This window comes from Sphingomonas sp. TX0543 (assembly GCF_048565505.1).
In the GTDB taxonomy this organism is placed as follows: Bacteria; Pseudomonadota; Alphaproteobacteria; order Sphingomonadales; family Sphingomonadaceae; genus Sphingomonas.
This window is the reverse complement of record NZ_JBLZUS010000002.1, coordinates 281,580-307,010: the sequence shown is the minus strand read 5'-3', so window position 1 is coordinate 307,010 and position 25,431 is coordinate 281,580. Positions and strand designations below refer to the sequence as shown.

General features: G+C 67.8%; 26 protein-coding genes. 7 read left to right on the top strand and 19 right to left on the bottom strand.

The window, feature by feature from the left end:
* Position 1: 1 nt before the first annotated feature.
* Positions 2-457, bottom strand: coding sequence for a peptidylprolyl isomerase (locus tag ACM61V_RS02035; RefSeq protein WP_137785424.1), 456 nt, complete (start codon positions 455-457; stop codon positions 2-4).
* A gap of 142 nt (positions 458-599) precedes the next feature.
* On the opposite strand from ACM61V_RS02035, the gene mgtE reads away from it, so the two are divergent.
* Positions 600-1,997, top strand: a complete 1,398-nt coding sequence (mgtE, locus tag ACM61V_RS02030; RefSeq protein WP_137785423.1) for a magnesium transporter — start codon at positions 600-602, stop codon at positions 1,995-1,997.
* A 15-nt stretch (positions 1,998-2,012) separates the two neighbouring features.
* Positions 2,013-2,411 carry a DUF1489 family protein gene (locus ACM61V_RS02025; protein ID WP_137785422.1) on the top strand — a complete coding sequence of 133 codons (399 nt, stop codon included), beginning with the start codon at positions 2,013-2,015 and terminating at the stop codon, positions 2,409-2,411.
* On the opposite strand, the gene ACM61V_RS02020 is transcribed toward ACM61V_RS02025, so the two are convergent.
* Genes ACM61V_RS02020 through recQ form a run of 4 tightly spaced genes read right to left on the bottom strand, consistent with a single transcriptional unit; the run spans position 2,306 to position 5,959 of the window.
* A complete protein-coding gene (locus ACM61V_RS02020; protein ID WP_137785421.1) occupies positions 2,306-3,289 on the bottom strand; it encodes a sterol desaturase family protein in 984 nt (327 codons plus the stop codon). The genes ACM61V_RS02025 and ACM61V_RS02020 overlap by 106 nt on opposite strands.
* Positions 3,290-3,299: 10 nt before the next feature.
* A complete protein-coding gene (locus ACM61V_RS02015; protein WP_137785420.1) occupies positions 3,300-3,695 on the bottom strand; it encodes a hypothetical protein in 396 nt (131 codons plus the stop codon).
* Between the two features lie 15 nt (positions 3,696-3,710).
* On the bottom strand, positions 3,711-4,145 hold the full coding sequence (locus ACM61V_RS02010) for a TIGR01244 family sulfur transferase (protein WP_137785419.1): 435 nt from the start codon (positions 4,143-4,145) through the stop codon (positions 3,711-3,713).
* 47 nt (positions 4,146-4,192) lie between these two features.
* A complete protein-coding gene (gene recQ / locus ACM61V_RS02005; RefSeq protein ID WP_137785418.1) occupies positions 4,193-5,959 on the bottom strand; it encodes a DNA helicase RecQ in 1,767 nt (588 codons plus the stop codon).
* A gap of 73 nt (positions 5,960-6,032) precedes the next feature.
* On the opposite strand from recQ, the gene ACM61V_RS02000 reads away from it, so the two are divergent.
* Positions 6,033-6,305, top strand: a complete 273-nt coding sequence (locus tag ACM61V_RS02000) for a GNAT family N-acetyltransferase (RefSeq protein WP_137785417.1) — start codon at positions 6,033-6,035, stop codon at positions 6,303-6,305.
* Between the two features lie 10 nt (positions 6,306-6,315).
* Here the strand turns inward: ACM61V_RS02000 and ACM61V_RS01995 are convergent, their stop codons facing one another.
* Positions 6,316-8,136 (bottom strand): ABCB family ABC transporter ATP-binding protein/permease, encoded by a 1,821-nt coding sequence (locus tag ACM61V_RS01995; RefSeq protein ID WP_137785416.1) that lies wholly within the window; start codon positions 8,134-8,136, stop codon positions 6,316-6,318.
* Between the two features lie 102 nt (positions 8,137-8,238).
* Between ACM61V_RS01995 and ACM61V_RS01990 the strand changes: the two genes are divergently transcribed.
* Positions 8,239-8,469: a hypothetical protein gene (locus tag ACM61V_RS01990; protein WP_137785415.1), complete on the top strand. Its 231-nt coding sequence runs from the start codon at positions 8,239-8,241 to the stop codon at positions 8,467-8,469.
* A gap of 3 nt (positions 8,470-8,472) precedes the next feature.
* Here the strand turns inward: ACM61V_RS01990 and ubiG are convergent, their stop codons facing one another.
* Positions 8,473-9,228, bottom strand: coding sequence for a bifunctional 2-polyprenyl-6-hydroxyphenol methylase/3-demethylubiquinol 3-O-methyltransferase UbiG (ubiG, locus tag ACM61V_RS01985; RefSeq protein ID WP_137785414.1), 756 nt, complete (start codon positions 9,226-9,228; stop codon positions 8,473-8,475).
* Between the two features lie 59 nt (positions 9,229-9,287).
* Between ubiG and ACM61V_RS01980 the strand changes: the two genes are divergently transcribed.
* On the top strand, positions 9,288-10,547 hold the full coding sequence (locus ACM61V_RS01980; RefSeq protein WP_137785413.1) for an aspartate kinase: 1,260 nt from the start codon (positions 9,288-9,290) through the stop codon (positions 10,545-10,547).
* Between the two features lie 9 nt (positions 10,548-10,556).
* Here ACM61V_RS01980 and ACM61V_RS01975 read toward each other — a convergent pair whose 3' ends face one another.
* From ACM61V_RS01975 to ACM61V_RS01945, 7 genes are all read right to left on the bottom strand, one after another.
* A complete protein-coding gene (locus tag ACM61V_RS01975; protein ID WP_137785412.1) occupies positions 10,557-11,261 on the bottom strand; it encodes a GIN domain-containing protein in 705 nt (234 codons plus the stop codon).
* 45 nt (positions 11,262-11,306) lie between these two features.
* Positions 11,307-12,035: a head GIN domain-containing protein gene (locus ACM61V_RS01970; RefSeq protein WP_137785411.1), complete on the bottom strand. Its 729-nt coding sequence runs from the start codon at positions 12,033-12,035 to the stop codon at positions 11,307-11,309.
* 56 nt (positions 12,036-12,091) lie between these two features.
* Positions 12,092-12,835 carry a GIN domain-containing protein gene (locus tag ACM61V_RS01965; RefSeq protein ID WP_137785410.1) on the bottom strand — a complete coding sequence of 248 codons (744 nt, stop codon included), beginning with the start codon at positions 12,833-12,835 and terminating at the stop codon, positions 12,092-12,094.
* Between the two features lie 112 nt (positions 12,836-12,947).
* On the bottom strand, positions 12,948-13,481 hold the full coding sequence (locus tag ACM61V_RS01960) for a CarD family transcriptional regulator (RefSeq protein ID WP_137785409.1): 534 nt from the start codon (positions 13,479-13,481) through the stop codon (positions 12,948-12,950).
* A 259-nt stretch (positions 13,482-13,740) separates the two neighbouring features.
* A complete protein-coding gene (gene fdxA, locus ACM61V_RS01955; protein WP_137785408.1) occupies positions 13,741-14,082 on the bottom strand; it encodes a ferredoxin FdxA in 342 nt (113 codons plus the stop codon).
* 37 nt (positions 14,083-14,119) lie between these two features.
* Complete coding sequence (locus ACM61V_RS01950; RefSeq protein ID WP_137785565.1) at positions 14,120-14,422, bottom strand: RNA-binding S4 domain-containing protein; 303 nt, start codon at positions 14,420-14,422, stop codon at positions 14,120-14,122.
* A gap of 13 nt (positions 14,423-14,435) precedes the next feature.
* Positions 14,436-16,913: a helicase-related protein gene (locus ACM61V_RS01945; RefSeq protein ID WP_137785407.1), complete on the bottom strand. Its 2,478-nt coding sequence runs from the start codon at positions 16,911-16,913 to the stop codon at positions 14,436-14,438.
* A gap of 196 nt (positions 16,914-17,109) precedes the next feature.
* Here ACM61V_RS01945 and ACM61V_RS01940 point away from each other — a divergent pair, with 196 nt between their 5' ends.
* Positions 17,110-18,570 carry a M23 family metallopeptidase gene (locus ACM61V_RS01940; protein WP_137785406.1) on the top strand — a complete coding sequence of 487 codons (1,461 nt, stop codon included), beginning with the start codon at positions 17,110-17,112 and terminating at the stop codon, positions 18,568-18,570.
* Positions 18,571-18,606: 36 nt separating this feature from the next.
* Here ACM61V_RS01940 and ACM61V_RS01935 read toward each other — a convergent pair whose 3' ends face one another.
* The 5 genes from ACM61V_RS01935 to ACM61V_RS01915 all read right to left on the bottom strand — a co-directional run bounded on the left by ACM61V_RS01935 (position 18,607) and on the right by ACM61V_RS01915 (position 24,443).
* The gene (locus ACM61V_RS01935; protein ID WP_137785405.1) at positions 18,607-20,271 is read right to left on the bottom strand and encodes an ATP-binding protein; all 1,665 of its coding nucleotides are present in this window, start codon (positions 20,269-20,271) and stop codon (positions 18,607-18,609) included.
* 80 nt (positions 20,272-20,351) lie between these two features.
* Entirely contained in the window at positions 20,352-21,074 is a 723-nt protein-coding gene (locus tag ACM61V_RS01930) for a TIGR02186 family protein (RefSeq protein WP_137785564.1), read from the bottom strand.
* 41 nt (positions 21,075-21,115) lie between these two features.
* The gene (locus tag ACM61V_RS01925; RefSeq protein ID WP_137785404.1) at positions 21,116-22,030 is read right to left on the bottom strand and encodes a sulfite exporter TauE/SafE family protein; all 915 of its coding nucleotides are present in this window, start codon (positions 22,028-22,030) and stop codon (positions 21,116-21,118) included.
* A 44-nt stretch (positions 22,031-22,074) separates the two neighbouring features.
* Positions 22,075-23,082 carry a hypothetical protein gene (locus ACM61V_RS01920; RefSeq protein ID WP_249341390.1) on the bottom strand — a complete coding sequence of 336 codons (1,008 nt, stop codon included), beginning with the start codon at positions 23,080-23,082 and terminating at the stop codon, positions 22,075-22,077.
* Complete coding sequence (locus ACM61V_RS01915) at positions 23,079-24,443, bottom strand: glycosyl transferase family protein (RefSeq protein ID WP_419714238.1); 1,365 nt, start codon at positions 24,441-24,443, stop codon at positions 23,079-23,081. The genes ACM61V_RS01920 and ACM61V_RS01915 overlap by 4 nt, the downstream gene beginning before the upstream one ends.
* 133 nt (positions 24,444-24,576) lie before the next feature.
* On the opposite strand from ACM61V_RS01915, the gene gluQRS reads away from it, so the two are divergent.
* On the top strand, positions 24,577-25,422 hold the full coding sequence (gene gluQRS / locus ACM61V_RS01910; protein WP_137785402.1) for a tRNA glutamyl-Q(34) synthetase GluQRS: 846 nt from the start codon (positions 24,577-24,579) through the stop codon (positions 25,420-25,422).
* Positions 25,423-25,431: the final 9 nt, after the last annotated feature.

The following is a 25,431-nucleotide window of genomic DNA, read 5'->3' as shown; positions in this document are numbered from 1 at the left end:
ATCAGGCCGCGCGCATCTTTACGATCTTGCCCGGCTCGCGCGGCGGCTCGCCCTTCGGCAGCGCGTCGATCAGTTCCATGCCGGAAATCACCTCGCCCCAGACGGTGTATTGGTTGTCCAGGAAGCGGGCGTCGTCGAAGCAGATGAAGAACTGGGAATTCGCGCTGTCCGGGTTGTTGGTGCGCGCCATCGAGCAAACGCCACGAACGTGCGGCTCGCGATTGAATTCCTGTTTCAGGTCCGGCAGGTCAGAGCCGTGCATGCCGGTGCCGGTGGGGTCGCCGCCCTGCGCCATGAAACCGGGGATCACGCGGTGGAACACCACGCCGTCATAAAATCCCTGGTTGGCGAGTGTCGCGATCCGCTCGACATGATTCGGGGCGAGATCCGGACGCAGCTTGATCGTTACGTCGCCGTCGGCGAGCGTCATCGTAAGCGTGTTGAAAGTATCAGCCATGATTGGCTCCTGGTTCTAAGGAAACCGGCGCCCTACCGCCCGGTCATCGTGATGGCAAATCGCGCACGCGCGGGTTGTCGATCCGCGCTTGTGACCATATCACCTGCCTTTGTCTGCGCGCGATACTGAAAGGGGCGACGCGATGAGCGACACCGAACTTCAGGTCGTGGACGACGAAAGCCGTCTGGATGCCGATGACCGGCTGAGGCCGGAATTCATCGACGCCGTTCTCGATGCGGTCGAATCGGGCGAGGACGAGGCTGCGCGCGCCTTGGTCGAGCCGCTTCATGCCGCCGATATCGCCGATCTGTTTGAACTGGCGCCCGAGGATCGCCGCGCCGCCCTCGCTGCGGCGCTGGCTGATTTGCTTGATGCTGACGTAATAGCAGAGATGAACGAATACGTCCGCGAGGACGTGATCGACACGCTCGACGCGCGGCAGGTGGCGGACATCGCGTCGGAGCTCGATACCGACGACGCGGTGGCCATCATCGAGGATCTCGATGCCGACGAGCAGCGCGAGGTGCTGCGCGCGATGGAGCCGGACGATCGCGCCGCGATCGAGGAGGCGCTGGGCTATCCCGAGGAATCCGCCGGCCGCCTGATGCAGCGCGAGCTGATCGCGGTGCCGGAACACTGGACGGTTGGCGACACGATCGATTTCCTGCGCGGCCATGAGGAACTGACAACCGATTTCTGGGAAGTGTTCGTCGTCGATCCGTCGCACCGGCCGGTCGGCAGCTGCGCCCTTTCGTGGATCCTGCGCACACCCAGCACGATCGCCATCGCCGATGTGATGCAGCGCGAACAGACGCTGATCCCGGTGGACATGGATCAGGAGGAAGTGGCGCTGCGCTTCCAGAAATACGCGCTGATCTCCGCCGCGGTGATCGATGCGAGCGGCCGGCTGGTCGGGATGATCACCGTCGATGACGTGGTACACATCATCCAGGAGGAAGCGGGCGAGGACACGCTGAAGCTCGCCGGCGCGGGCGACGGCGACATCAACGAGCCGCTGATCATTACCGTGCGCACCCGCGTCGCGTGGCTCGTCATCAATCTCGGCGCGACGATATTGTCGGCCTCGGTGGTGGGGGTATTCCAGGGCGAGATCGCGCGTTTCGCGCTGCTCGCCGCGCTGATGCCGATCGTTTCCGCGCTCGGCGGCAATGCGGGGACGCAAACGCTGGCGGTGGTGGTGCGCGCGCTGGCGACGAACCAGCTGACCAGCTCGAACACGCTGCGCATGCTGTTGCGCGAATTTCGCGTCGCGATCTGCAACGGCGCGGCGCTCGGCGCGGTCGGCGCGGCCGGCAGTTACGTGATCCTCGGCAACGGCGGGCTGTCGCTGGTGTTCGGGCTGGCGATGATCTTCACCAGCATCGTCGCCGGGCTGGTGGGCGTGATCGTGCCGGTGGCGCTCGATCGCGCGCGCGTCGACCCGGCGGTGTCGTCGGCGGTGTTCGTCACGACCGCGACGGATGTGATGGGGTTCTTCTCGTTCCTGGGGCTCGCGGCCTTGTGGCACCTTGGCGCATGAACCACATTCCAGGCCATGCTTCATCTCACCAAGGTCGCGTTCGGATGCAGCGCCGTCGATGATCTCTCCGAACGCCTGCGCCTGCGCGGCGAGCAGGGGCCGGTGTTCCTGACGACGCGCTATCTGCCGAAGCGGCATGAGGAAATCGCGGGGCAAGGCTCGCTGTTCTGGATCATCAGGCACGCGCTGGTCGCACGCTCGCCGATCCTGTCGTTCGGCGAGGCGGAGGGCGGGCGCGTCGCGATCCATATCGATCCCGTGCTGCGCTTGACCCATGCGCGCCCCAAGCGCGCGCACCAGGGCTGGCGCTATCTTGAGGCGGCGGACGCGCCGGCCGACCTTTCCGACGGCGAAAGCGCTGTGGCGCTGCCGTCGGCGCTGGCGGGGAGGCTGGTGGAACTCGGCCTCATCTGACCGGCCAGCCATGCCTGCCTGAGCGTCTCGCTCGTTTCCCGGCTGTTGTCGTGGCTCCAGCCCGGCGGTCGCCAGATATAGCCCGGCTTCGCACGCCACGGCGCCCGCCACACATCGCGCGCGATCCCGATCCACTCGTGCGTTGCCGCCCACAGCAGGTTGAACGAGCCGAGCTGGTGGACGATGCCGTAACGCGGGCGTTCCTCGTCTAGCTCCGCTTCGAACGTGCCGAACACTTTGTCCCAGATGATGAACACGCCCGCGTAGTTGCGATCGAGATAGCGCGGGTTCGTGGCGTGGTGGACACGGTGGTGGGAGGGGGTGTTCATCACCGCCTCGAACCATCGCGGGAAGCGGCCGATCAATTCGGTGTGAATCCAGAACTGGTAGATGAGGTTCACGCCCGCCACGAAAAACACCATCGCCGGCGGAAAGCCGATCAGGAACAGCGGCAGGCGAAAGATGAACGCGAGGCTGAAGAAGCCGGTCCAAGTCTGCCGGAGCGCGGTGGAGAGATTGTAATGCTGCGAACTGTGATGGATGACATGGCTAGCCCAGAACCACCGCACGCGATGCGCCGATCGATGAAAGGCGTAATAGGCAAGATCGTCGACCACGAAGGCGATGACGAACCAATACCATTGCCAGCCGATATCGAAGAGCCGGAAGCGCGACACCCATGTCGCCATCGCGAACACCGCCCCCGCTGACAGCACCCCCGCCACCGTGCTGCCTAGCCCGAGCATCAGGCTGGTCAGCGTGTCGCGCGGCTCGTAACGCCGGCGATCGCGGAAATGAGCGACGACCATCTCGGCCAGCACCAGCAGGACGAAACCGGGCACGGCAAGGCTGACGGGATCGGGCAACTGCGGCGCCATGCCGCTTAGTTTACACGCGTGTCAGTTGCGGTGCCAGCCTTCGTACATCGAGCGCGTCGACGCCGCGCAGCGTGACCGCGCCGAACCGCCGCTCGCCGGTTTCCACCACCATGCCGCCCGGCGCCGCGCGCACCGCTTCCCAGGCGATCACCCGGGCCGCGATCCGCGCGCCATGCACTTTCAGCACGACCACGCGGCGATCTTCGCCAAACACCAGAGCGGCGCGGCCATCGGCGCCGATCACCGCCGACACGCCGGCGAACCCGGCGATCGCCTCATCCGCCGCAACGATCGCATCGGCCTCTTCCACCAGCATCCGATCCACGCGGCCCAGCCGCAGGAACGCGGCGATGCCGCCCAGCGCGAGCACCGCCGTGAGCGAGCCGCCCAATGCCAGCCAGTTCATCGTGCCCAATCCGCGTCAGCCGCGCGACGCCACCGCATCCATCAGCGGGCGCAGGTTGGTGAGATCGTAACCAGCGCCAGCGCCCTTGGCCGTGAGCTCGTCGCGATCGGCGCCGTTCTGTGCCTGCGCGAGCGCCCACAGATTGCAGGAGCGCGTGCCCGAGCGACAATAAGCGAGGATCGGGCCATCGGCATTGGCCAGCGCCTCCGCCATCGCGCTCACCTGCGGCTGGGAAAAGCCGGCGTGGGTGATCGGGATCGCTGTATAGGCGAGGCCGGCATCCTCCGCCGCCATACGGATCGCATCGCCCCCGGGCTGCGCCGCTTCCTCGCCGTCCGGTCGATTGTTGACGATCGCGACGAAGCCGGCGGCCTTGATGGCGGCGATATCCTCCGGGGCGATCTGGGGCGCGACGGAGATGGTGGCATCAATGGGGCGGATATCGAGCATGGCACTCCCCTAACGCAGCTTGTCGCGGGATTGAACCGGGTGAGCGATCAGTTTTCGTGGATAACCTTGAGGAACGCGGCGCCATATGCGTCGAGCTTGCGCTGCCCCACGCCCGCGATGCGCGCCATCCGATCCAGCGAGGCGGGGCGGGCGGCGGCCATCTCACGCAACACCGAATCATGAAAGATCACATAGGGCGGCACCTGCGCCTCCCGCGCGAGATCGCGGCGCTTCTCTCGCAATGCCTCGAACAGCGGATCGCCGACGGGGTTGGGGGCCGCGCCTTCACCGCCCTTGCGCCGGCGTTCGCGCTTTGGCGGCAGGACGAGCGCCACCTGCTCCTCGCCCTTCAGGATCGCGCGCGCGGCGGGGCCGAACTCCAGCCCGCCGTGCGGATTGGCGCGCAACGCGTCACGCACCTGGAGCGCGCGGCCGACCGGCTTGAGCAGCGCGCTCTCCTCACCATCGACGATCCCCCACACGGAAAGCGATTCGTGGCCGCTCATCAGGCTGCGCTCGCTCGATTTTCCGGTCAGCACCTGCTCCACATAGGTCGAGCCGAACATCTGGCCGGTGCGGAACACGGCGGAGAGATATTTGCGCGCCGCCTCCGTCACGTCGACCGCGGCGGGGGGCGAGAGGCAATTGTCGCAATTGCCGCATGACGATGGCGGATCCTCGCCGAAATGCTGGAGGAGGATGCGCCGGCGGCACCCCGCCGTCTCCACCAGCGCGCCAAGCGCGTTGAGGCGGGTGCGCTCGCCCGGCTGGCGATGCGCGTCCACCTCTGCGGTGCGCTGGCGTGCGCGCGCGAAATCCTCCGCCCCCCAGAACAGATGCGCCACTGCCGGATCGCCATCGCGCCCGGCGCGACCGGTTTCCTGATAATAGGCCTCGATCGATTTCGGCAGCCCGGCATGGGCCACGAAGCGCACGTCGGGCTTGTCGATCCCCATGCCGAACGCGACCGTGGCGCAGATCACCATCTCCTCCGATGCGACGAACGCAGCCTGATTGGCGGCGCGCACCGCCGGATCGAGCCCGGCATGATAGGCGCGCACCGGCCGGCCGGTGACGGCCAGCGCCTCCGCCATCCGCTCCGTGCCGGCGCGCGTCTGCGCATAGACGATGCCGGGGCCCGGCGTGGCGCGGACGAGATCGACGATCTGCCGCGTCGTGCCGTCGCGCGGGGTGATCGAATAGCGGATGTTGGGCCGGTCGAACCCGGCGACGATCATCCCCGCCGCCGGGATGCCGAGCTGCTCGAGAATGTCGGCGCGGGTGTGCGCGTCGGCCGTTGCGGTCAGCGCCAGCCGTGGCACGTCCGGGAAGCAATCGAGCAGCGGGCGCAGCAGCCGGTAATCAGGGCGGAAATCATGCCCCCACTCGCTGACGCAATGCGCCTCGTCGATCGCGAACAGCGCGACACGGCCACGCCGAAGCAGCTCGCGGAAATCCTGCGTCGATGCGCGTTCGGGCGCGATATAGAGCAGATCCAGATCGCCATCGAGGAAGCGCCCGCGCGTTTCGGCGCGGTTCTCGTCCACGCTCGTAAGCGTGGCGGCGCGGATGCCGACCGCCTCGGCCGCGCGAAGCTGATCGTGCATCAGCGCGATCAACGGGGAGACGACCACGCACGTCCCCTCAAGCATCACCGCCGGAAGCTGATAGCACAGCGACTTGCCGGCGCCCGTCGGCATCACCGCCAGCGTGTTCTCCGCAGCCAGCACACGACGCACCACATCGCGCTGGACGCCGCGAAAATCGGGAAAGCCGAAGACGCGCTGGAGCGTGGAAACGGGATCGGCAAGCATGACCGGGGCGCTATAGGGGGCGAAAGGGGCGCGGCGCCAGCCCGCGCCGACCAACGGCCAGAAAGGACATTCGATGGATATCGTGCGCGACAACCGGGCGGAGCAGGAATTCGAGCTGGACGTGGACGGTCAGCGCGCGATCGCCGCCTATCAGATGGAGGGCAACCGGATCGTCTTCACCCACACGCTGGTGCCCAAGGCGCTGGAGGGACGCGGCGTGGGATCGAAGCTTATCCGTGCGGCGCTGGACAGCGCGCGCGACCAGCGGCTGAAGGTGGTGCCGCAATGCTCGTTCGTGCGCGCCTATATCCAGCGGCACGACGAATATCGCGACCTGCTGGCCTGATCGCGGCCGGTCATTCCGCGGCGAGCGCTTCCTCGCGTTCCTTCGCCTGCCGCTGCCACATCTCCGCATACAGCCCGTCGCGGGCGAGGAGCTGCGCGTGGGTGCCCTGCTCCACGATCCGCCCCGCCTCCAGCACGACGATGCGATCGGCATGGACCACGGTGGACAGGCGATGCGCGATGACGATCGTGGTGCGGCCGCGCTCGATCGATTCCAGCGTCGCCATGATCTCCGCTTCGGTACGGCTGTCGAGCGCGCTGGTCGCCTCGTCGAGGATCAGGATCGGCGGATCCTTCAACAGCGTGCGGGCGATAGCGACGCGCTGCTTCTCGCCACCGGACAGCTTCAATCCGCGCTCGCCGACCCGCGTGGCATAGCCTTCCGGCTGGCGCTCGATGAAGCCGGCGATCGCCGCGCCGCGTGCCGCCGCCGCAATTTCCGCATCCGTCGCGCCTTCGCGGCCATAGGCGATGTTATAGCCGATCGTGTCGTTGAACAGCACCGTATCCTGCGGGACGATGCCGATCGCCGCACGCAACGACGCCTGCGTTACGTTGGCGATATCCTGACCGTCGATCGTCAGCGTGCCGCCGGTCAGATCGTAGAAGCGGTAGAGCAGCCGCGCGAGCGTGGATTTGCCCGCGCCGGACGGGCCGACCACCGCGACGGTGGAGCCGGCCGGCACGTCGAGATCGATGCCTTTTAAGATGTCGCGCCCGGCATCGTAGCCGAAGCGGACGTTCTGAAACCGCAAATGCCCGTTCGTCACGCGAAGCGGCAGGGCGCCCGGCGCGTCCACCACCTCGGCTGGCGTATCGACCAGATCGAACATCGCGCCCATATCGATGACGCCCTGCCGGATCGTGCGATAGACCATGCCCAGCAGATCGAGCGGCCGGAAGAGCTGTGACAGCAAGGTCGAGACCAGCACGACATTGCCGGCGGTGAACTTGCCCTGTCCCCAGCCGATCACCACCCACGCCATGCCGCCCGCGAGCATCATATTGGTGATGAGGGCCTGACCGATATTCAGCCACGCCAGGCTGTTTTCGGATTTCACCGCCGCGTTGGCATAAGCGGTCATCGCCGCTTCATAGCGCCGGCCCTCGCGCGCCTCCGCCCCGAAATATTTCACCGTCTCGAAATTGAGCAGCGAATCGACCGCATGCGCCACCGCGCCGGTATCCAGATCGTTCATGCGCTGGCGCAGGGCCGCGCGCCAATCGGTCACCCAGCGGGTGAACCAGATATAGAGGGCGACCATCGCCAGTGTCGCCACGACGAGCTGCCAGCCGAATTTCGTCCAGAAGATGCCGATGACCAGCCCAAGCTCCAGCACCGTCGGCGCGATGTTGAACAGCATGAAATAGAGCATCGTATCGATGCTTTTGGTGCCGCGCTCCACCACCTTGGTGACGGCGCCGGTGCGGCGTTCGAGGTGAAAGCGCAGCGACAGCTGGTGGAGATGGCCGAACACCCGCACCGCCAGCGTCCGCGTCGCTTCCTGCCCGACGCTTTCGAACACCGCGTTGCGCAGATTGTCGAACAGCGTGGTGCCGAAGCGCGCGACGGCATAGCCGGCCGCGAGCAGCACGATCAGCGTGACCGGGCTGCGCGATCCCGGCGCCATCCCGTCCACCACGCCCTGCAACGCGAACGGCGCGCCATAGACCTGCACCAGCTTCGAGCACACCACCAGCAGCAGCGCGCCGGTGACGCGCGCGCGGACTCCGGGCGCGTCCGCCGGCCAGAGATAGGGCAGGAAACGCCGGAGCGTCGGCCATAGCGGGCGGTCGGCAGTGAGGGCCGTGGTGGGATCGATGGGGGGCATGTCCGCCTCGCATGTCAGGAGCCGGGCGCGCTACGTCAATCCCTGTCACGGAACTGTATGGCGGGGCGGACCGTTGGCTTTGTAACAAGTGGAGGCAGGGTCATGGGTCCGGTGTTCTACGTGATGGCCATCATGGGGTGCGGCGACGGGCAGGCGATGTGCACCGAAGCGCGTGTCGAACCAGTGCGTTACGCCACGATCCAGCAATGCCAGGCCGCGGCACCGGCCGCACTGGCGCGCAACACCGATCTGTCGTTTCCCGAGATCAGCGCGTCATGCCGGTCGAACGGGTTGCAGATGGCGCAGCAGAATGCGCGCCGCCCACGCGGCTGATCGTCAGGCCGAGAGCGCCGTCATGAAATAATCGAGCGCGGTGGACGATCCCAGCGCGAAGCCGGTGCCGGGCGAAAATGTTAGACCGTGCACATCGCTGACGCGCATGTTCGCTTCTTCCAGCATCGCTGAAAGCTCGTCGGGCTTCAGAAAGCGGTGCCAGTCATGCGTCCCGCGCGGGATGCGCCCGGTGCCCTCCGCCACGGTGATGAGCGCCAGGCGCGACAGCGGCGTGCGATTCGGCGTGGACAGGATCAGCAGGCCGCCGGGCGCCACCGCGCCCGCCAGCCCGGCGACGAACGGCTGCGGATCGGTGACGTGCTCGATCACCTCCATGCAGGTGACGAGATCGAATGTCTCACCCGCCACCGCCTCGATTCCTCCGACGCGATAGTCGATGGCGAGCGGCCCCGCGTGATCGCGCGCGGCGGCGATATTTTCCGGCGCGGCATCGATCGCGGTGACGGCGGCGCCCAGCCGGGCGAGCGGCTCCGCGAGCAGCCCCGCGCCGCAGCCGACATCCAGCACGCGCCTGCCGGCGAGCGGGGTGAAGCTCGCCTCGTCCGCCCCCCAATGCGCGTCGATCCGCTGGCGGATATAGGCGAGGCGCGGCGGGTTAAGCCGGTGGAGCATCGCCGATGAGCCGCGCGGGTTCCACCAGTCGGCCGCCATCGCGCCGAAGTGCGCGGCTTCGCGCGGATCGACCGATGAAGGTGAGGTTTGCGGGCTGGTCACTTTTGTTACGGTTGCGTCGGCCATGCGCCCTTCCTATCAGTGCCGCCGTTTTCCCCCAAGAGCGAGGTTGGACGACAGCGACAATGGCGCGCATCGTGATGAAGTTCGGCGGCACCTCGATGGCCGGAATCGAGCGCATCAGGAGCGTCGCCGCGCGCGTGAAGCGTGAGGTCGATGCCGGCAACCAGGTCGCGGTGGTCGTTTCGGCAATGGCGGGCGAGACTGACCGGCTGGTCGGCTTCTGCCGCGAGGCGTCGCCGCTTTACGATCCGCGCGAATATGACGTGGTGGTCTCGGCGGGCGAGCAGGTGACGAGCGGGCTGCTCGCGATCGCCCTGCAGGCATACGGCGTGAAGGCGCGCTCGTGGCTGGGCTGGCAATTGCCGATTCGCACGTCGGACGCGTTCGCCAAGGCTCGTATCGGCACGATCGATACCGAGGCGCTCGACGCCAGCCTTGCGGGCGGCGAGGTGGCGGTGATCCCCGGTTTCCAGGGCGTGCATGAGGGACGCGTGACGACGCTGGGGCGGGGCGGATCGGATACGTCGGCGGTGGCGGTGGCGGCGGCCATGAAGGCCGACCGCTGCGACATCTACACCGATGTGGACGGCGTCTATACCACCGATCCCCGCATCGTCCCGCGTGCGCGCAAGCTCGCCAAGGTGACCTATGAGGAAATGCTGGAACTCGCCAGCGTCGGGGCCAAGGTGCTCCAGACGCGCTCGGTGGGCCTGGCGATGAAGGAAAAGGTCCGCGTTCAGGTATTGTCGTCCTTCACCGGCGAGGACGCGCCGATGGCGGACACATTGCCCGGCACGATGATCGTGGGCGAAGAGGAGATCGACGACGTGGAACGCCAGCTCATCACCGGCATCGCGCATGACAAGAACGAGGCGAAGATCACGCTGACCAGCGTGCCTGACAAGCCCGGCGCCGTGGCGGCCATCTTCGAGCCGCTGGCCGACGCGAACATCAACGTCGACATGATTATCCAGAATATCGCGCACGGCTCCGGCTCCACCGACGTGACGTTCACCGTACCGGCGGCGGACCTCGCCCGCTCGATCGAGACGCTCAATCAGGGGCGCGAGCGGATCGGCTTCGCCGAGCTGGTGCACGACACGCGCGTCGCCAAGGTTTCTGTGGTCGGCGTCGGAATGCGCAGCCACGCGGGCGTCGCCTCGACGATGTTCACCACGCTGGGCGCGCGAGGGATCAACATCCAGGCCATCACCACCAGCGAGATCAAGGTATCCGTGCTGATCCATGAGGACGAGACGGAGCTGGCGGTGCGGGTGCTGCACACCGCTTATGGCCTGGATGCGGAGGATGCGGCGGCCTGAGCGCCGCCGCTACTTGCCCGTGCCGCAGACGACGGGGCCGTCGGCAGCCGTCTTGACCGTGCATTTCGGAGTGCCGAGCACGGTTACCTTGCCCAGACCCGTCGTCGTCACCTGAGCGGTATAGCGCGCGCTGGCGCGGGTTTCGCCGGTGCCGTCGACGCGTACCGTCAGATCGGCGGCGGAGAGCGCGGCGGCGTCGATCGTGGCGGCGCCGCTGCTCGACAGCCGAACGCGATTGGCGCGGCCGGCGAGGCGGATCGATCCGGTGCCCATGACCAGCGCGGTGAGCTGATCGGCCTCCACGCCCTCCATCGCCAGCATGCCCGATCCGTTGACGTTGAGATCAAGGCGCTGCGCGGAAACCTTGCGCGCCGTGACCCGCGCGCCCGCCGTGAGCAGGATCGTGCGAAGCTGCGGAGTGGAGAGCGTGACCACCACCGGCGTCTGGCTGGATGCTGCCCGCGGCAATTCGCCCCAGCCGCCCGGGCCGAGCCGGACGGCCAGCGTCGTCCCTTCCACTTTCAGATCGAGGCGATCGAGGATCGCCGGGCTGCCGGTCGCGCTGGCGCGCGGGGAGCCGCCGGCGGTGATATGCACCTCGAACGGGCCATCAACGCGCAGGCGATCGTAACTGCCGACGCTGTAAGTGCGTTCGGCGGCGAGCGCCGGAGTGGCCATGCATGCGACGAGCGCCAGCGCTGCGGTATATCTCATGCGCGAGACCGTTGCGCGAACCCGGTCCGCGCGCAAGCCCGGGCGTTACCCGCCGCAACGCACCGAGCCGGAGCCGGCCGTGCGCGAACTGCATTTCGCCTTCGGCCCGAGATCGACATCGCCAGAGCCCGCGATGGAGACCTTCGCCGCGCCATCGACCGCCGCGCTGACGTTGCCCGATCCCGCGACATCCACCGTCGCGGCACTGGCGGAAAGATTCTTCCCCTCGAAATTGCCCGATCCGGCGATCGAGACCTTGATCTGCCGCGCGGTGCCTTGCGTGGCGGCGATATCGCCCGATCCGGCGATCGAGAAGCTGGCATTGTCCACCGCTACCGCGCCGATGGTGATGTCACCCGAACCGGACAGCTTGCCATCGAACGCCGCGCCCTCGACGCGATCGACCGTCATGTTGCCCGAACCCGACAGGCCCGCCCGCGCGATCCGCGGCATGGTGATGTACACCTTCGCCCTGGTGTCCGATCCCCACGAGAGCCAGCTTTGCTTGCGGCCGACGCGCAGCGCATCGCCATCGCGAACGATGCGCAGGTGATCGAGAACCTTGGGATCGCCCTCGGCGCGGACCGAGAAGGACGAGCCGACGCGCACATCCACGTCATCCGGCCCGCGCAACTGCACCGCGGCGAAATCGCTCGCGGCATAGGCGCGGGTCGATCCCGATCCGCTTGGCGGGATCGACGCCGTCGCATCCTCATCGTGAAGGGTGCCGCAGGCAGCGAGCGGCATGAGCAATAAGAGGGTGAAATAGCGCATGTGAGACCTCCTGTGTATTATCGAAATAACACACGTAGGGGGGACAAGCAATCGGATCATGCGCCGCAGCGCGCCTTGCCGCTGCCGGAGCGACTGACGGTGCAGCGCGCACGCGGGCCGAGATCGGCGTCTCCGCTGCCGGCGATCGACACGCGGGCGTCTCCCTCCACCTGCGCCCGAACCCCGCCCGATCCGGCGATCGATACGCTGGCTGCGCGCGCGCGCAGACGATCCCCGGCGAACCGCCCGGATCCACCGATGTTCACCTTGATTTCGCCAGCATTGCCTGCCGCCGCGATCGAGCCAGACCCGCCGATCGAGCCGGTCAGCCGCTCCACCGCGACATTGCCCAGGGTGAGCGACCCCGAGCCGCCGACCGCCGCATCGAAGCGGGGGCCCGACACGCGATCGACGGCGATCGAACCGCTGCCGCCGATGCTCGCACTCTCGATGCGCGGCATGGTCACCACGAACTGCACCGCCCGCAGCGCGCGATCGTCACGAGGGTGGTTGCGATAGCGCGGCTCGATCTGCAGCGTGGTGCCGTCGCGGAATACCCGCACATCGGCGAATGCCCGCGCCGGGCCGGTCGCGCGTACCGAGAAACCCGGGCCGACCCGCACCTTCACCTGCGACGGCAACGCCAGGCCGATCGCAGTGAAACCGTCTGCCGGGTAGGAAAGGGCGCCGCCATCCTCCCGGGGAGCGATGCCGGGGCCGCGATCGTTGCTCCAAGGAGCGGCGGGGGCGGCAATCGCGATCGCGGCAAGTGGAAGCAGGGCAAGCGACAGAAAGCGCATCGGGAATTCTCCTGGTGTATTGCGCTTTCAATACACCAAACGATTACGCCCGTAAACGAAAAAGGGGCGACCGGCGGCCGCCCCTTTCGATTTTGCGCAACGGCGCCGGCGATCAGGCGGGCGTCTTGTCCTTGTTGTAAATTGCCGCGGCGGCGCGAAGTATCTCGAGGATCTTCTCCTGTGCGGCCGGCTCGTCGATCTGCTCCATCGCGGCGAGCTCGCGGGCGAGACGGCTCGTCGCTCCTTCGAAGATCTGGCGCTCGGAATAACTCTGCTCCGGCTGGTCGTCAGCGCGGAACAGGTCGCGCACCACCTCGGCGATCGACACCAGGTCGCCCGAGTTGATCTTCGCTTCATATTCCTGCGCGCGGCGCGACCACATGGTGCGCTTCACCTTGGGCTTGCCCTTCAGCGTTTCCATCGCCTCGCGCATCGTCTTGTCGGACGAAAGCTTGCGCATGCCCACCGATTCCGCCTTGTTGGTCGGAACCCGGAGCGTCATCTTCTCCTTTTCGAAGCGCAGAACATACAGTTCGAGCTGCATGCCGGCGATTTCCTGTTTCTGCAGTTCGATGACCCTGCCAACCCCATGCTTGGGATACACGACATAATCACCGACATCGAAATGCAGAGCCTTGGCAGCCATTTAGGGGCCTTTCGTCAGGATATGATCCCGCCACCCGCGGCGCGGTGAAAGCCACGTCGAGGATTTTGCGAGAGGATAAGGATTGGACATCTCCGGTAGCCGTCGGGTTCGATTCCGACCGCCGTGGATGCATATAGCATGCCTGTAATAAAATTGCCAGCATCACCATGGCAGTGATGCTGGCCTGTCTCATCTGGGGTTCACGCGCGGATGCATTGCACGTGATCTCAATGGTCTCGGCGCCCGCGCGCCGGCTGTCTCAGTCCCCCGCGCCGGGCTCCGCCGAGAAATATTTGTCGAACTTGCCGGTTTCACCCTTGTGCTCGTCGGCGTCTTCCGGGGTCTGATCGCCCTTGCGGGTGACGTTGGGCCATTGCGCGGAGAAGGTATTGTTCAGCTCCAGCCACTTTTCCAGCCCGCTCTCCGTATCGGGAAGGATCGCCTCGGCGGGGCATTCCGGCTCGCACACGCCGCAATCGATGCACTCGCTCGGATTGATGACGAGCATGTTCTCGCCCTCATAGAAACAGTCGACCGGACATACCTCGACGCAATCCATGTACTTGCAGCGGATGCAGGCGTCGGTGACGACGTAGGTCATTGCCGGAAAACTCCCCTGGGACGAAATTATCCCGCTGCTATGCTGCGCGACCGGCGTCGTCAATTGCCGGCGTTTGATGCGAATGGTTATCAGTGAGAAGTTCCTGATAGCAGGCCCGCGCTTCCGCCGGTGGGCCGCGCCGCGCCGGCAGCGCCTCGACGCGCAGCACGCGGACGCGGCCGTGCTGCGCGAAGGTGAGGATGCAGCCGATGCGGACCGGCGCGGCGGCGCGATCGACGGCGCGACCGTTCAGTCGCAGGTGCCCGTCACTCGCCATCGCTTGCGCGGCGCTGCGCGTCTTCACGATCCGCGCAAACCACAGGAAGCGATCGAGCCGCATCGCCTCGGTCACGTCAGCCACGGCGCAGTGTGGCAAGGGCGGCGAAGGCATTGCCTGGCTGCGGCGGCAAGGGTTCGGCACGGCGGGGCTGCGGGCGGCCGTGCCAGCGCCAGCCGGTCGCGCCCTCCACATCCTGCACCGGGCGGAAGCCAAGCTCCGTCATCAGCCGCGCGATCGTCGCGGGATGCAGCCCCATCGACGTGGCGAGCGCGGGATCGGGGGCGAAGGGCTGGCGTCCGTTCCGGGCTTCGTGCGCGGCCTGCGCGATCCGCTCGACCAGATCGATGCGCACCGCCTGCGTCGCCAGCGGGCGGAAGCCCATCGCCAGGGAGGCGCCGGGCGTATCGCGCGGCACGGCGGTGGCGCCGGTGGGGGGCGTCGCACCCGCGGTGCCCTGCGCGGCGAGCAGCGCGATCCGCCACGGCTGGGCGCGCGGCTTGAGCAGGCGCGGGTCGAACAGATCGAGCGCGCCGATCGTAACCCCCGCTTTGCGGAGCCGGTGGCGATCGGCGGCGGCAAGCGCGTCGATCGCGGCGCGCAGCGGCAAGCGCTCGGCGAACCCGGCGCCCGCCTCGAGCGCACCGGCGATGCTGCGGAGCGCGGCGGTCGCCTGTTCGTCGCGCGACAGGTCGGCCAGCCGCGCGAGCGACGGAAGGGCATCGCGAATCGCCTCCGCGATCCAACCACGCACCCGTGCGCCCACCTCGCGGCGCAACCCGGCATCGAGGCAATCGAGCGCGGGGTCGAGGACCGCGCCCGGCCGAGCGAGCGAGCGGCCCGCCTCGATCCGGGCCAGCACGTGCCCCTGCCAGCGTATCTCGCCCGCGTGCATCGAGAGTTCGTCGTCCGGCGCGTCCACCACCGCGCGGGCGCGGCGCGCGCGCTCCACCGTGAGGCGCTTCTCGGCCGTCGCGAGCAGGAGGCGCTTGTCTGCCGCGCGCGCCTCCGGCGCGACGATGAAGCGAAAGCCGTCGAGCCGGCCGATCGGGTGCACGTCGATCGAGACATCGCCATTGTCCTCGATCGTCACCGGCAGCGCGCCCGCGCCGCCGCCGATCTGGCGGATCAGCGCGCTGGTGCGCTTGTCGACGAAGCGCTGGGTCAGGCTGGTATGGAGCGCGTCGGACAAACGCTCCTCCACCGCCAGCGTGCGCGCCGCCCAATGCGCCGGATCGGCGAGCCAATCGCCGCGCTGCGCGATATAGGCCCAGGTGCGGATCGCCGCGAGCCGCCCGGCCAGCGTCTCCACATCGCCATCGGCGCGATCAAGCCGCGCGACCTCGTCGGCGAACCATTGATGCGGGATATGGCCATCCGCGAGATAGGTGAAGATGCGCGAGACGAAGCGGGCGTGATTGTCGGCGCCGAGCTTTTGGAAATCGGGAATGCCGCACGCCGCCCAAAGCCGCGCCACCTGCCCTTTCGCGCGGGCGCGGATCGCGGGATCCTCCGCCAGCCGGCGCAGCACCGCAAGGTCGATCGCTTCCGGTGCGGCGCGCAGCATCGGATCGCCGGGCCGGGCCGAAAGCGAGGCGATGAGCGAATCGAGGCTGGACAGATCGGGCCGCCCCTCGCGCCAGTACAGTGCGTCGAGCGGCGGAAAGCGGTGCGCCTCGATCGCCAGCACCTCTTCGGGCAGAAATGCTTCCGCGCCGTCCTCCACCAGCGCGCCGAACGTGCCGTCGCGCTGATGCCGCCCGGCGCGGCCGGCGATCTGTGCCATTTCGGCGATCGTCAGCCGGCGGCGGCGGCGCCCGTCGAACTTGTGCAGCCCCGCGAAGGCGACATGCGCCACATCCATGTTGAGGCCCATGCCGATCGCGTCGGTGGCGACGAGATAATCGACCTCGCCCGCCTGAAACATCGCCACCTGCGCGTTGCGTGTGCGCGGCGAGAGCGAGCCCATCACCACCGCCGCCCCGCCGCGCAGTCGGCGCAGCATCTCGGCGACGGCATAGACCTCCTCCGCCGAGAAGGCGACGATCGCGGAGCGGCGCGGCAGGCGGCTGATCTTCCTTGCGCCAGCATAGCTGAGCGTCGAGAAGCGCGGCCGCTCGACGATCTCCGCCTCTGGCACGAGGTGGCGGATCACCGGGCGCAGCGACGCCGAGCCGAGGATCATCGTCTCCTCGCGTCCGCGCGCATGAAGCAGCCGCTCGGTGAAGACATGCCCGCGTTCCGGGTCCGCTCCGAGTTGCGCCTCGTCCAGCGCGACGAAGGCGGTATCCCGCTCGGATGGCATGCTTTCGGCGGTGCACAGGAACCAGCGGGCATCCTTCGGCACGATGCGTTCCTCGCCGGTGATGAGCGCGACCCGCTCCGCCCCCTTCAGCGCCACCACGCGGTCATAGACCTCGCGTGCCAGCAACCGCAGCGGGAAGCCGATCATGCCGCTGGAATGCGCCGCCATCCGCTCCACGGCGAGATGGGTCTTGCCGGTGTTGGTTGGGCCGAGCACCGCCGTAATGCGGGCATTGTCTGGAACGCGCATGTCGGATGTTACATCGGCGGGGCGGGGCGCGGATGCAAGTTTGAGCCGCTTTGCCGCAGCGCGCGAACGCCCCGCCGCATCGGAACCTGCGGTTTCCAGCGGCTAATTTGACTTTAGAACTTGCCGATTACATCCCCGCATCGGGATGCGCCGGGGGCTCGGCGACGGTGGATTTTTTGGGGGAAACCTCCTCGCGATGTTTCTGCGTGAACAGCCTGGACTTGAGCTGGCCGGCGGCGCCGGTTCGTTCGGCCGCGCGCTTGTCCCGGTAAAACCGCGTTCGCATTACGAGCGGCTGCATGGGTTGCTGGGCGGGATCGACTGGGTGCCGGATCTCGGTGCCGAGATCGGCTCGCTTACCTGGTGGCGCGGACTGGCGACGTGCTCCGTGCTGTGCGGCGCGGCGATCCTGACCGCGCCGGGAATTCGCCCGGTGCCGGGGCATGAGTCAGCCCCGCTGGCCGGCGCGGCCTGGGAAGAGGCGCGACCGCTGGCGATCGCGCCGCTCGGGCTCGGCGGCGGCACAGGGCGGCGGATGGCGGCGAGCGACCTCGTGCGCCCGCTCGCCGAAACGCCCGAGCGCCCGGTGATCGAGCTTACCGCGACGCTGGCCGACGGCGACCGTTTCGCCGCCGCGTTGCAACGCGCAGGTGTCGGCCGGGCCGATGCGGCCGCCGCCGCGACGCTGATCGCGCAGGCGGTGGCGCTCGATGATATCCCGTCAGGCACCGTGCTGGATCTCACCCTCGGCCGCCGCGCCGACAAGCGCGTGGCCCGCCCGCTCGAGCGGCTCGCGTTCCGCGCGAAGTTCGACCTCAACCTCACGCTCAATCGTGCCGGCGACGCGCTGACGCTGGAACGTCACCCGATCGCGATCGATCACACGCCGCTGCGTGTGACCGGCCGGGTCGGCTCCAGCCTTTATCGCTCCGCGCGCGCCGCCGGCGTACCCGCCCGGCTGGTGGAGGCGTATATCAAGGCGCTCGCCTCGCGCGTGTCGATCGGCCGCGACGTGCACGCCGACGACCGTTTCGACATCATCGCCGAGCAGGCGCGCGCCGCCACCGGTGAGGTGCAGATCGGGCAGCTCCAGTTCGCCGGCCTCGATCAGGGTGGCAGGAAAGTTCAGCTCGTCCGCTGGGGCGAGAACAGCCAATGGTGGGATGCAAAGGGCCAGAGCGAGCAGCGCGGCGCGATGGGCATGCCCGTCGCCGGCCATGTCACCTCCACCTATGGCAACCGCATCCACCCGCTGCTCGGCTTCATGCGCATGCACAAGGGCATGGACATCGGCGCGCCCTATGGCGCCCCGATCCGTGCGGCGGTGGATGGCGTGGTCGCCCAGGCCGGGCGTGCGGGCGGCTATGGCAATTTCGTCAAGCTCAACCACCCGGGCGGCGTCGCCACCGGCTATGGCCATATGAGCCGGATCGCGGTGCGTGCGGGTCAGCATGTCGCGCGCGGCCAGGTGATCGGCTATGTCGGATCGACCGGCCTGTCCACCGGGCCGCATCTGCACTGGGAAGTGTGGAAGAACGGCGTATCGGTGAACCCGCGCAGCATCTCGCTGTCGAGTGTCGCCGTGCTTTCCGGCAAGGCGTTGCGCGAATTCAAATCGAAAGTGGCGACTCTGCTGGCGACCGCACCGGCGCATTGATCCGTGCGGCGCAACGGCCGCCCGCGGTTTTCGTCCTTATTTCCCCTGCACGCGCCATTTCTGGATGGTGCGCTCGATGATCTCCTCCTCGTGGCCGACCTCCTTCCATAACTGGGAGAAGAGCGGGTCGGCGGAGGCAGGGCGACGCTCCTCTTCCAGCGTGTCGAAGGCGACGCGGATCGGGATTGCGACACCTTCGCCGCAGATCACGCATTCGCGATTGCGCAGCGCCGGGATCGAATCGAGGAAGCCGCGCGCGCCCTCCGGCATCGCGGCGCGGACGAACGCCTGGTCGCGATCGTTGTTGAGGCGCATGGCGATGATCGTGCCGCATTGCGACAATACGCCCTCCGCAAGATCGGACGGGCGCTGCGTGATAAGGCCGAGAGAGACGCCGTACTTACGACCTTCTTTGGCGATGCGTCCCAGGATGCGCGAGACGGAGCTGCTGGCGTCGCGGTCAGACGGTATGTAGCGGTGCGCCTCCTCGCAGACGAGCAGGATCGGCCGCTGCGGCTCGTTGCGTGACCAGATCGCGAAATCGAATACCATGCGGCTGAGCATCGCCACCACCACCGAGGTGATCTCGCTTGGCACGCCCGACACGTCGATGATCGAGATCGGCTTGCCATCTCCCGGGAGGCGGAACACGCGGGCGATGAAATTCGCCATCGTGTCGCCCACCAGCATGCCGGAGAACATGAAGCTGTAGCGCGGATCGGCCTTGATCTCCTCGATCTTGGATTTGACGCGGAGATAGGGGGCGCTGCTGCTCGCCTTGTCCATCTTGCCCATCTCGGCCTGGATCTGCGCGGTAAGGTCGCTCAGCAGATAGGGCACCGGCGCGTCCACCGTTAGCTTCGGAATGGTCTGTCCGACGCGGCTCTTGGCGCGTGCAGCAAGCAGGCATTTGGCGAGAATGTCGGCATCAAGCTGCCGGTCGGCGCCTTCGCTGGTGAGGAACACCTCGCAATGTTCCTCGAAGTTCATCAGCCAGTACGGCATCTGCAGGTTCGACACGTCATAGAGCGCGCCGTTGGTGCGGAAGGCGGCGGAATATTCGCCGTGCGGATCGATCATAACGACATGGCCGTGCGGCGCGGCTTCGCAGATGCGGTGCAGGATCAGCGCGGCGGAGGTCGATTTGCCGGTGCCGGTCGAACCGAGCAAGGCGAAATGTTTGCCGAGCAACGCATCGATGAACAGCGCACCGCGAATGTCGCGCGTCGGGTACACCGAGCCGACCTCGATCGAGGCGCGGTCATCGGCGGCATAGACCTGGCGCAGATCCGCCTGCGTCACGGGGAACACCTCCGCGCCCGGAGTCGGATAGCGGGTGACGCCGCGCCGGAAGTGATAGAGCTTGCGCGTGAGCTTCTCTTCGCCGCCTTCGCCGAGGAAATCGATCGTCGCGATGATCCGCCCGCTATCGAGATCGTCGAGCTTCAGCGAGCGCACGTTGGCGATCAGCCAGTTCGATCCGACCGGCACCTTGATCTGGCTGCCGACCTGTCCCGCGACGGCCACTACCGGATCGGGATGCGTGGCGAAGCTCGCCAGCGCCGCCATATCCAGCATCACCTTGCTGGAAGAGCCGCCGATCTCCAGCACGATCCCGATCGGCTCTGGCAGCGCGGAAGGAACGTGCGGCGCCTCGGGCCGGGTGTTCGTGAAGGCGCCAGGCGCCGGCATCTCGGTCATGCGGTAGATCCCACGGGTCGATAGAACCTGGGAATCATCGCCCAATTTGGTAAATTAACGGTGAGGTTGCGCGCCGCCCGTCAAACGCGGCGCGCGATCACCCCAGCCCCCCAGCCGAGCAGCACCGACAGCGCCACCGCCGTGACGCCGTACAGAAACGATGATTTGTCCGCCGCGCGCGCCACGAAGCGCTCGAAGCCCGATTTGCGCACGTCGATGTCGCGCACCGCCGCGCCCAGCACCTTGCCGTCGCGGATCAGGAAGGTCTCGGCGGTGAAGCGCCCGACAGGAACGCGGGCCGGGATTTTCATCCTGGCGCGATAGAGCACGCCGTCGGTGATCTCCACGGCGCGCGGCGCCTCGTAATAAAGCCCGTTGCGCGAGCGAAGATCGACCAGCCCGTTGGTAAAGCGATCCTGCACGTCGGATGGCGCGGAGGAGGTGGGGGAGAGCTGGAGACTGTCCAGCCCCAGCTCGTAGATCGCGCGCGTCCGATCGTCGACGAGATCGCGGATCGGGCGGGACGAGGCGATCGCGTAGAAGCTCGGCGCAGAACTGTAGCGCAGGCGATCGGCGTTCACCCAGATGCCGGCGACCTTCTCCTTCTCGCGGATCGTGATCGATTCGACCGGCCCTTTCACCACCACCACCACGTCGATCGGGTGGCGTGCATCGGCGCGGGGTTCGCCGGGCGGCAGGAGGATCGCGCCGAACAGCAGCAGTTCCGCCCCGGTGAAGCTGTAGGCGATCTCGATCTCGCGCTGCGACACGTCGGGCACCAGCACCGGCTTGGCCTCGGCCATCACCAGCGGCGCGGCGAGCGCCAGGCCGATCGCCCAGCGCTTCACGACAGCTCGACCGTGTAGATCTCGTCCGGCTTCCACCCCAGCCCCACGCCGATCCGGATCGCGACCAGCAGCACGATGATCGCCAGCGCGAGGCGCAGGTATTCCGGCCGCGCCTTTTCCGCGAAGCGCGCGCCGACCTGCGCCCCGGCGACCGACCCGAGCAGCAGCAGTGCGGCAAGCACGATATCCACCGCCTTTGTGGTGGTGGCGTGGACCATTGTCGCCGCGGCGGTGACGAACAGGATCTGGAACAGCGAGGTGCCGACGACCACCTGCGTCGCCATGCCGAGCAGATAGATCATCGCCGGCACCAGCACGAAGCCACCGCCGATCCCAAGCAGGATCGTCAATATACCCGTCGCCACGCCCAGCAGCAGCGGCGCGAGCGGCGAGATATAAAGGCCCGAACGATAAAAGCGCATGCGGAACGGCAGGCTGGCGACCAGCGGGTGATGCCGCCGCCGCCTGGGCCGCGCCGCCGCCTTGCCGTGGACGATGCGAATCGCCTCGATCGATTCCTTCAGCATCAGCCCGCCGATCGTGCCGAGCAGGAGCACATAGGTGATCGCGATCGTCGTATCGATCTGTCCCGCGGATTGCAGCAGGCGGAACAGCCACGCGCCCAGTAGCGAGCCGACGATGCCGCCCGCGACGAGCACACCGCCCATCTTCAGATCCACGCCGTCGCGGCGAAAATACGCGAACACGCCCGAGACGCTTGCGCCCGTCACCTGGCTCGCTGCGCTGGCGGCCGCGACGGTCGGCGGAATGCCATAGACGATCAGCAGCGGCGTGGTGAGGAATCCGCCGCCCACGCCGAACATGCCCGATAGCAGCCCGACCCCCGCGCCCAGCGCGATGATGACAAGCGCGTTCACCGAAAGATTGGCGATCGGCAGATACAGGTCCATGCGCGAGCGGTAAGCGTTTCGCGGGCGGAGCGGAAGATCGGGCGCTAGAAATCCGCGCCGATCGACAGCGCGGGGCCGGATTCCGGCCGCGCGTCCCCCGCGACGCGCTGCCGCCATTCCAGCGAAACGCGAAGCGGAAGGGCGGCGGGAATGGCGATGCTCGCCGCCGGGCCGACATCGAATCGTGATGCGCCGCGCTGCGCGCCACCCCAGGCGCCCAGACCAAGCTCGACGCGCGCCGTGCCGATCTTTGCGACGCGGCGCCGCAGATGCGCCGCACCGTCGACGAACGCTTCGCCCCCGTCGCGCGCGATCACGCCTGCCTGGCCGTATCCTTCCAGTGCGAAGCCGGCCGCGATGGGCTTTGGCGGCAGGCCGGCGATAACGCCGGCAGCCGGGCCACCGCGCGAACCGGCGAGTGCGATACGTTGTTCGGCGAAAAGGTGGATCGGCAGGGCGGTGGGCCGCCAGTCCAGCCCGATCGCCGCTTCGCGTTGGCGCACCGCCAGTGCCGAGGATATCCGCGCCGCAACGGAAAGGCGGCGCGAATCGCCCAGCGCATAGGTCAATCGCGCGCCGGCCTGGCTGCCGCCGAGTTGCGGGGAAAATTGCGCCGCCGCGCCCGCGCCGCGCGCGATCAGCCAGGCGCTGGCGGAGAGCCGTGAGCCAGCACCGCGATCGGGCGGCGGCAATGGTGCACCGATCGCTTCGCCCGGTTGCGGCGCGTTCAGCCGTGCGGAATCCGCAATCGCCTCCACCGGGGCGGGCGCGGTGAGCGCGAGCGTGAGCAGCGGCTCCCCCTGTCGCGACGCAGGTGCCAGGGCCGGTCGCGTCCATCCGGCGCGCGCGATAGGTTCGCCGCGATCGATCGCCGCCGCCGCCGGCGCGAAGGGCCCGGCATCGGCGGCGGGCGCGCCGATCAGCTGAGGCGCGGCGGCGGCGACAAGCGCAGCCACTGGCTCTTCCGCCGGCCACAGGATCGCGACGCGCACGCCAATCCACCCGCCGACAATCGCCATCACGAAGCGCAGCGGGCGGCTTTCGCCGATCACCGCCCGGTTCCGCCGAGACTGGCGGGGAAGGCGTGGGCGGTCTTGTCCCACTGCGGCGCGCGGCCAGCGAGCAGCGCGGCATAGCGGATCGCCGCCCGCCGCGCCGCGAGCAGTGCGATCAGATTGCCGGCGATCATCCGTAACGGTGCCCAGCGTGCCTCCCGCCAGCCATAATTGTGCGCGGTAAAGCCGATCCGCCATGCCGCGCGCCACAGCAGCAGCGCAAGATTGATGGTGAGGATGGTCGCCAGCGGCGCGCCTGGATTCGGCAGCGGGGAGTGCGTCAGGGCGTGGCCGGTCGCCGACACTGCCCAGCCGAGCAATGCGGCATAGCCGGCGGCCAGAACGATCACCGCCAATGTCGCGCGCCGATCTCGAACGCGCATCCAGTGATCGCCGAGATCACGCATCCGCCCCCAGCCAAGGCGGTCCCATCCGGCGAGCGCGATCCCCGTCATCCACCGGGCCTTCTGCCGCACCGCCGCGCCGATGGTCGAAGGGAAATATTCGCGCACCGAGATAACCGCGCCGCCAGCGTGCTCCCGCACCCGCGCGAAATGCGCGGCATGGCCCGCAGCGGCGAGGCGCAGGCCAAGTTCGTAATCCTCGACGAGGCTCCCGGCGTCGAACGGTGCGCCATGATCGGTGGTGATGGCGGCAAGCGCGTCGCGGCGGATCGCGCAGCCGACCCCGGCGAACGGCAGGCCGGCCTTCAGCGCGGTGCGCACGACCAGAGATTTGCCGTGCGCCTCGGCGAATTCGTCGATGTAATGGCCGGCCACCAGCGGCGATTCAGGGCGTGGGAGTGGCAGTACCGGGATTTGCACGGCGGCGTGCGTATCGATCAGTGCGTCGAACAGGCGAAGTTCGGCCGGGTGCACCACGTCCTCCGCATCATGGAGGACGATCGCATCGACCGGCGCGCCGCTTCGCCCCAGCGCGCGCCACAGCGTGTTGAGGCAATCGGCCTTGGTTGTCGGGCCGGGGCGGTCTCCCACCACCAGCGTCACACGCGAATCCTGCGCAGCGACTGCCGCCACCTCGCCGATGGTGGCGCTGTCGTTGGGATAGCAGCCGACCAGGATGCAGAAATCGGGATGATCGAGCCGCGCCAGCGTCGCGCGCAACATCGCGCCGATCACCGCGCTTTCATCCCACGCCGGCACCAGGATCGCGAAGCGATGCGGGACGGCGGGCGAGGTGAGTTCGTCCAGCACGGGGGCGTCGCTGCCGTGGACGAGGCGCCGGACGAGCCACACAAGATCGATCAACAGATCATCGACGCCCCCGATCAGGAAGCCAGCGGCGGCGAACAGCGTGACCTCACGGGTCGCCGCATCGATCCACGCCAGAACTTCCACTGCCCCCAAGCGCCGCTCCCCCGATTCGGCACAAACAGTTTCGCATTTTACGTAAGTTACGCAATCATTATGACAGCTTTACAGCCCGGGCGGCTTGCTGGTCAGGATTGCCGGAACCGCGCGTCAGCGCCAAATGGCGTGCGTGATCGTCACGCGTTTCGCCCCATCGCCGACCGGCCAACTGCATCTCGGCCATGCATGGTCCGCCATCCGAGCGCATGACCTTGCGCGGGAGCGGGGCGGGCGTTTCCTTTTGCGGATCGAGGATATCGACGGCACGCGCAGCCGCCGCGAGCATGTCACCGCGATCATCGAGGATCTGCGCTGGCTGGGGCTGGAGTGGGACGGGGAGGTCGTGTTCCAGTCGCGGCGACTGGACCTCTATGCAAACGCGCTGGATCGGTTGCGCGCGCGCGGTTTGCTCTACCCCTGTTTCTGCACGCGGGCGGAGATCTCCGCCGCCGCCAGCCTTGCCGCGCCGCATGGGCCGGAGCCGCTGTACCCCGGCACCTGTCGCGGGCTGGACGCGGACGGACGAATGCACGAGCCGCATTGCTGGCGGATCGACATGGCGAAGGCGGCGGCGCTCGCCGGGCCGATGGTCTGGGCCGATCATGGCGCGCCGATCGCGGCCGATCCGCTGTCGGCGGGTGACGTGGTGCTCGCGCGCAAGGACGCGCCGGCAAGCTATCACCTCGCGGTGACGATCGACGATGCGGCGCAGGGCGTGACGGACGTGGTGCGTGGGCGGGATCTGTTTGCCGCCACGCATGTCCACCGGCTGTTGCAGGCATTGCTCGATTTGCCTGTGCCTGCGTGGCACCACCATGATCTGCTTGCCGGCGCCGATGGCGAGCGCCTCGCCAAACGGCACGGCAGCCCGACGCTCGCGGCGATGCGCGAGGGCGGGGCGGACGGGCGAGTGCTGGCCGAGATGCTGCGGAGCGGGCGGCTTCCCAACGGGATCGTGACGGCGTAGGAAGCGAGC

Bases quoted from the DNA above. Each gene is read 5' to 3' on its own strand.
- recQ (WP_137785418.1), bottom strand. From the start codon at position 5,959: ATGCTTGCCGATCCCGTTTCCACGCTCCAGCGCGTCTTCGGCTTTCCC.
- ACM61V_RS01940 (WP_137785406.1), top strand. From the start codon at position 17,110: ATGTTTCTGCGTGAACAGCCTGGACTTGAGCTGGCCGGCGGCGCCGGT.
- ACM61V_RS01950 (WP_137785565.1), bottom strand. From the start codon at position 14,422: ATGCGGCTCGATCGCTTCCTGTGGTTTGCGCGGATCGTGAAGACGCGC.
- gluQRS (WP_137785402.1), top strand. From the start codon at position 24,577: ATGGCGTGCGTGATCGTCACGCGTTTCGCCCCATCGCCGACCGGCCAA.
- ACM61V_RS01980 (WP_137785413.1), top strand. From the start codon at position 9,288: ATGGCGCGCATCGTGATGAAGTTCGGCGGCACCTCGATGGCCGGAATC.
- ACM61V_RS01965 (WP_137785410.1), bottom strand. From the start codon at position 12,835: ATGCGCTTTCTGTCGCTTGCCCTGCTTCCACTTGCCGCGATCGCGATT.
- ACM61V_RS02000 (WP_137785417.1), top strand. From the start codon at position 6,033: ATGGATATCGTGCGCGACAACCGGGCGGAGCAGGAATTCGAGCTGGAC.
- ACM61V_RS01990 (WP_137785415.1), top strand. From the start codon at position 8,239: ATGGGTCCGGTGTTCTACGTGATGGCCATCATGGGGTGCGGCGACGGG.
- ACM61V_RS01970 (WP_137785411.1), bottom strand. From the start codon at position 12,035: ATGCGCTATTTCACCCTCTTATTGCTCATGCCGCTCGCTGCCTGCGGC.
- ACM61V_RS01945 (WP_137785407.1), bottom strand. From the start codon at position 16,913: ATGCGCGTTCCAGACAATGCCCGCATTACGGCGGTGCTCGGCCCAACC.
- ACM61V_RS01975 (WP_137785412.1), bottom strand. From the start codon at position 11,261: ATGAGATATACCGCAGCGCTGGCGCTCGTCGCATGCATGGCCACTCCG.
- ubiG (WP_137785414.1), bottom strand. From the start codon at position 9,228: ATGGCCGACGCAACCGTAACAAAAGTGACCAGCCCGCAAACCTCACCT.
- ACM61V_RS02010 (WP_137785419.1), bottom strand. From the start codon at position 4,145: ATGCTCGATATCCGCCCCATTGATGCCACCATCTCCGTCGCGCCCCAG.
- ACM61V_RS02015 (WP_137785420.1), bottom strand. From the start codon at position 3,695: ATGAACTGGCTGGCATTGGGCGGCTCGCTCACGGCGGTGCTCGCGCTG.
- ACM61V_RS02020 (WP_137785421.1), bottom strand. From the start codon at position 3,289: ATGGCGCCGCAGTTGCCCGATCCCGTCAGCCTTGCCGTGCCCGGTTTC.
- ACM61V_RS01930 (WP_137785564.1), bottom strand. From the start codon at position 21,074: ATGGCCGAGGCCAAGCCGGTGCTGGTGCCCGACGTGTCGCAGCGCGAG.
- mgtE (WP_137785423.1), top strand. From the start codon at position 600: ATGAGCGACACCGAACTTCAGGTCGTGGACGACGAAAGCCGTCTGGAT.
- ACM61V_RS01925 (WP_137785404.1), bottom strand. From the start codon at position 22,030: ATGGACCTGTATCTGCCGATCGCCAATCTTTCGGTGAACGCGCTTGTC.
- ACM61V_RS01995 (WP_137785416.1), bottom strand. From the start codon at position 8,136: ATGCCCCCCATCGATCCCACCACGGCCCTCACTGCCGACCGCCCGCTA.
- fdxA (WP_137785408.1), bottom strand. From the start codon at position 14,082: ATGACCTACGTCGTCACCGACGCCTGCATCCGCTGCAAGTACATGGAT.
- ACM61V_RS02025 (WP_137785422.1), top strand. From the start codon at position 2,013: ATGCTTCATCTCACCAAGGTCGCGTTCGGATGCAGCGCCGTCGATGAT.
- ACM61V_RS02035 (WP_137785424.1), bottom strand. From the start codon at position 457: ATGGCTGATACTTTCAACACGCTTACGATGACGCTCGCCGACGGCGAC.
- ACM61V_RS01960 (WP_137785409.1), bottom strand. From the start codon at position 13,481: ATGGCTGCCAAGGCTCTGCATTTCGATGTCGGTGATTATGTCGTGTAT.
- ACM61V_RS01935 (WP_137785405.1), bottom strand. From the start codon at position 20,271: ATGACCGAGATGCCGGCGCCTGGCGCCTTCACGAACACCCGGCCCGAG.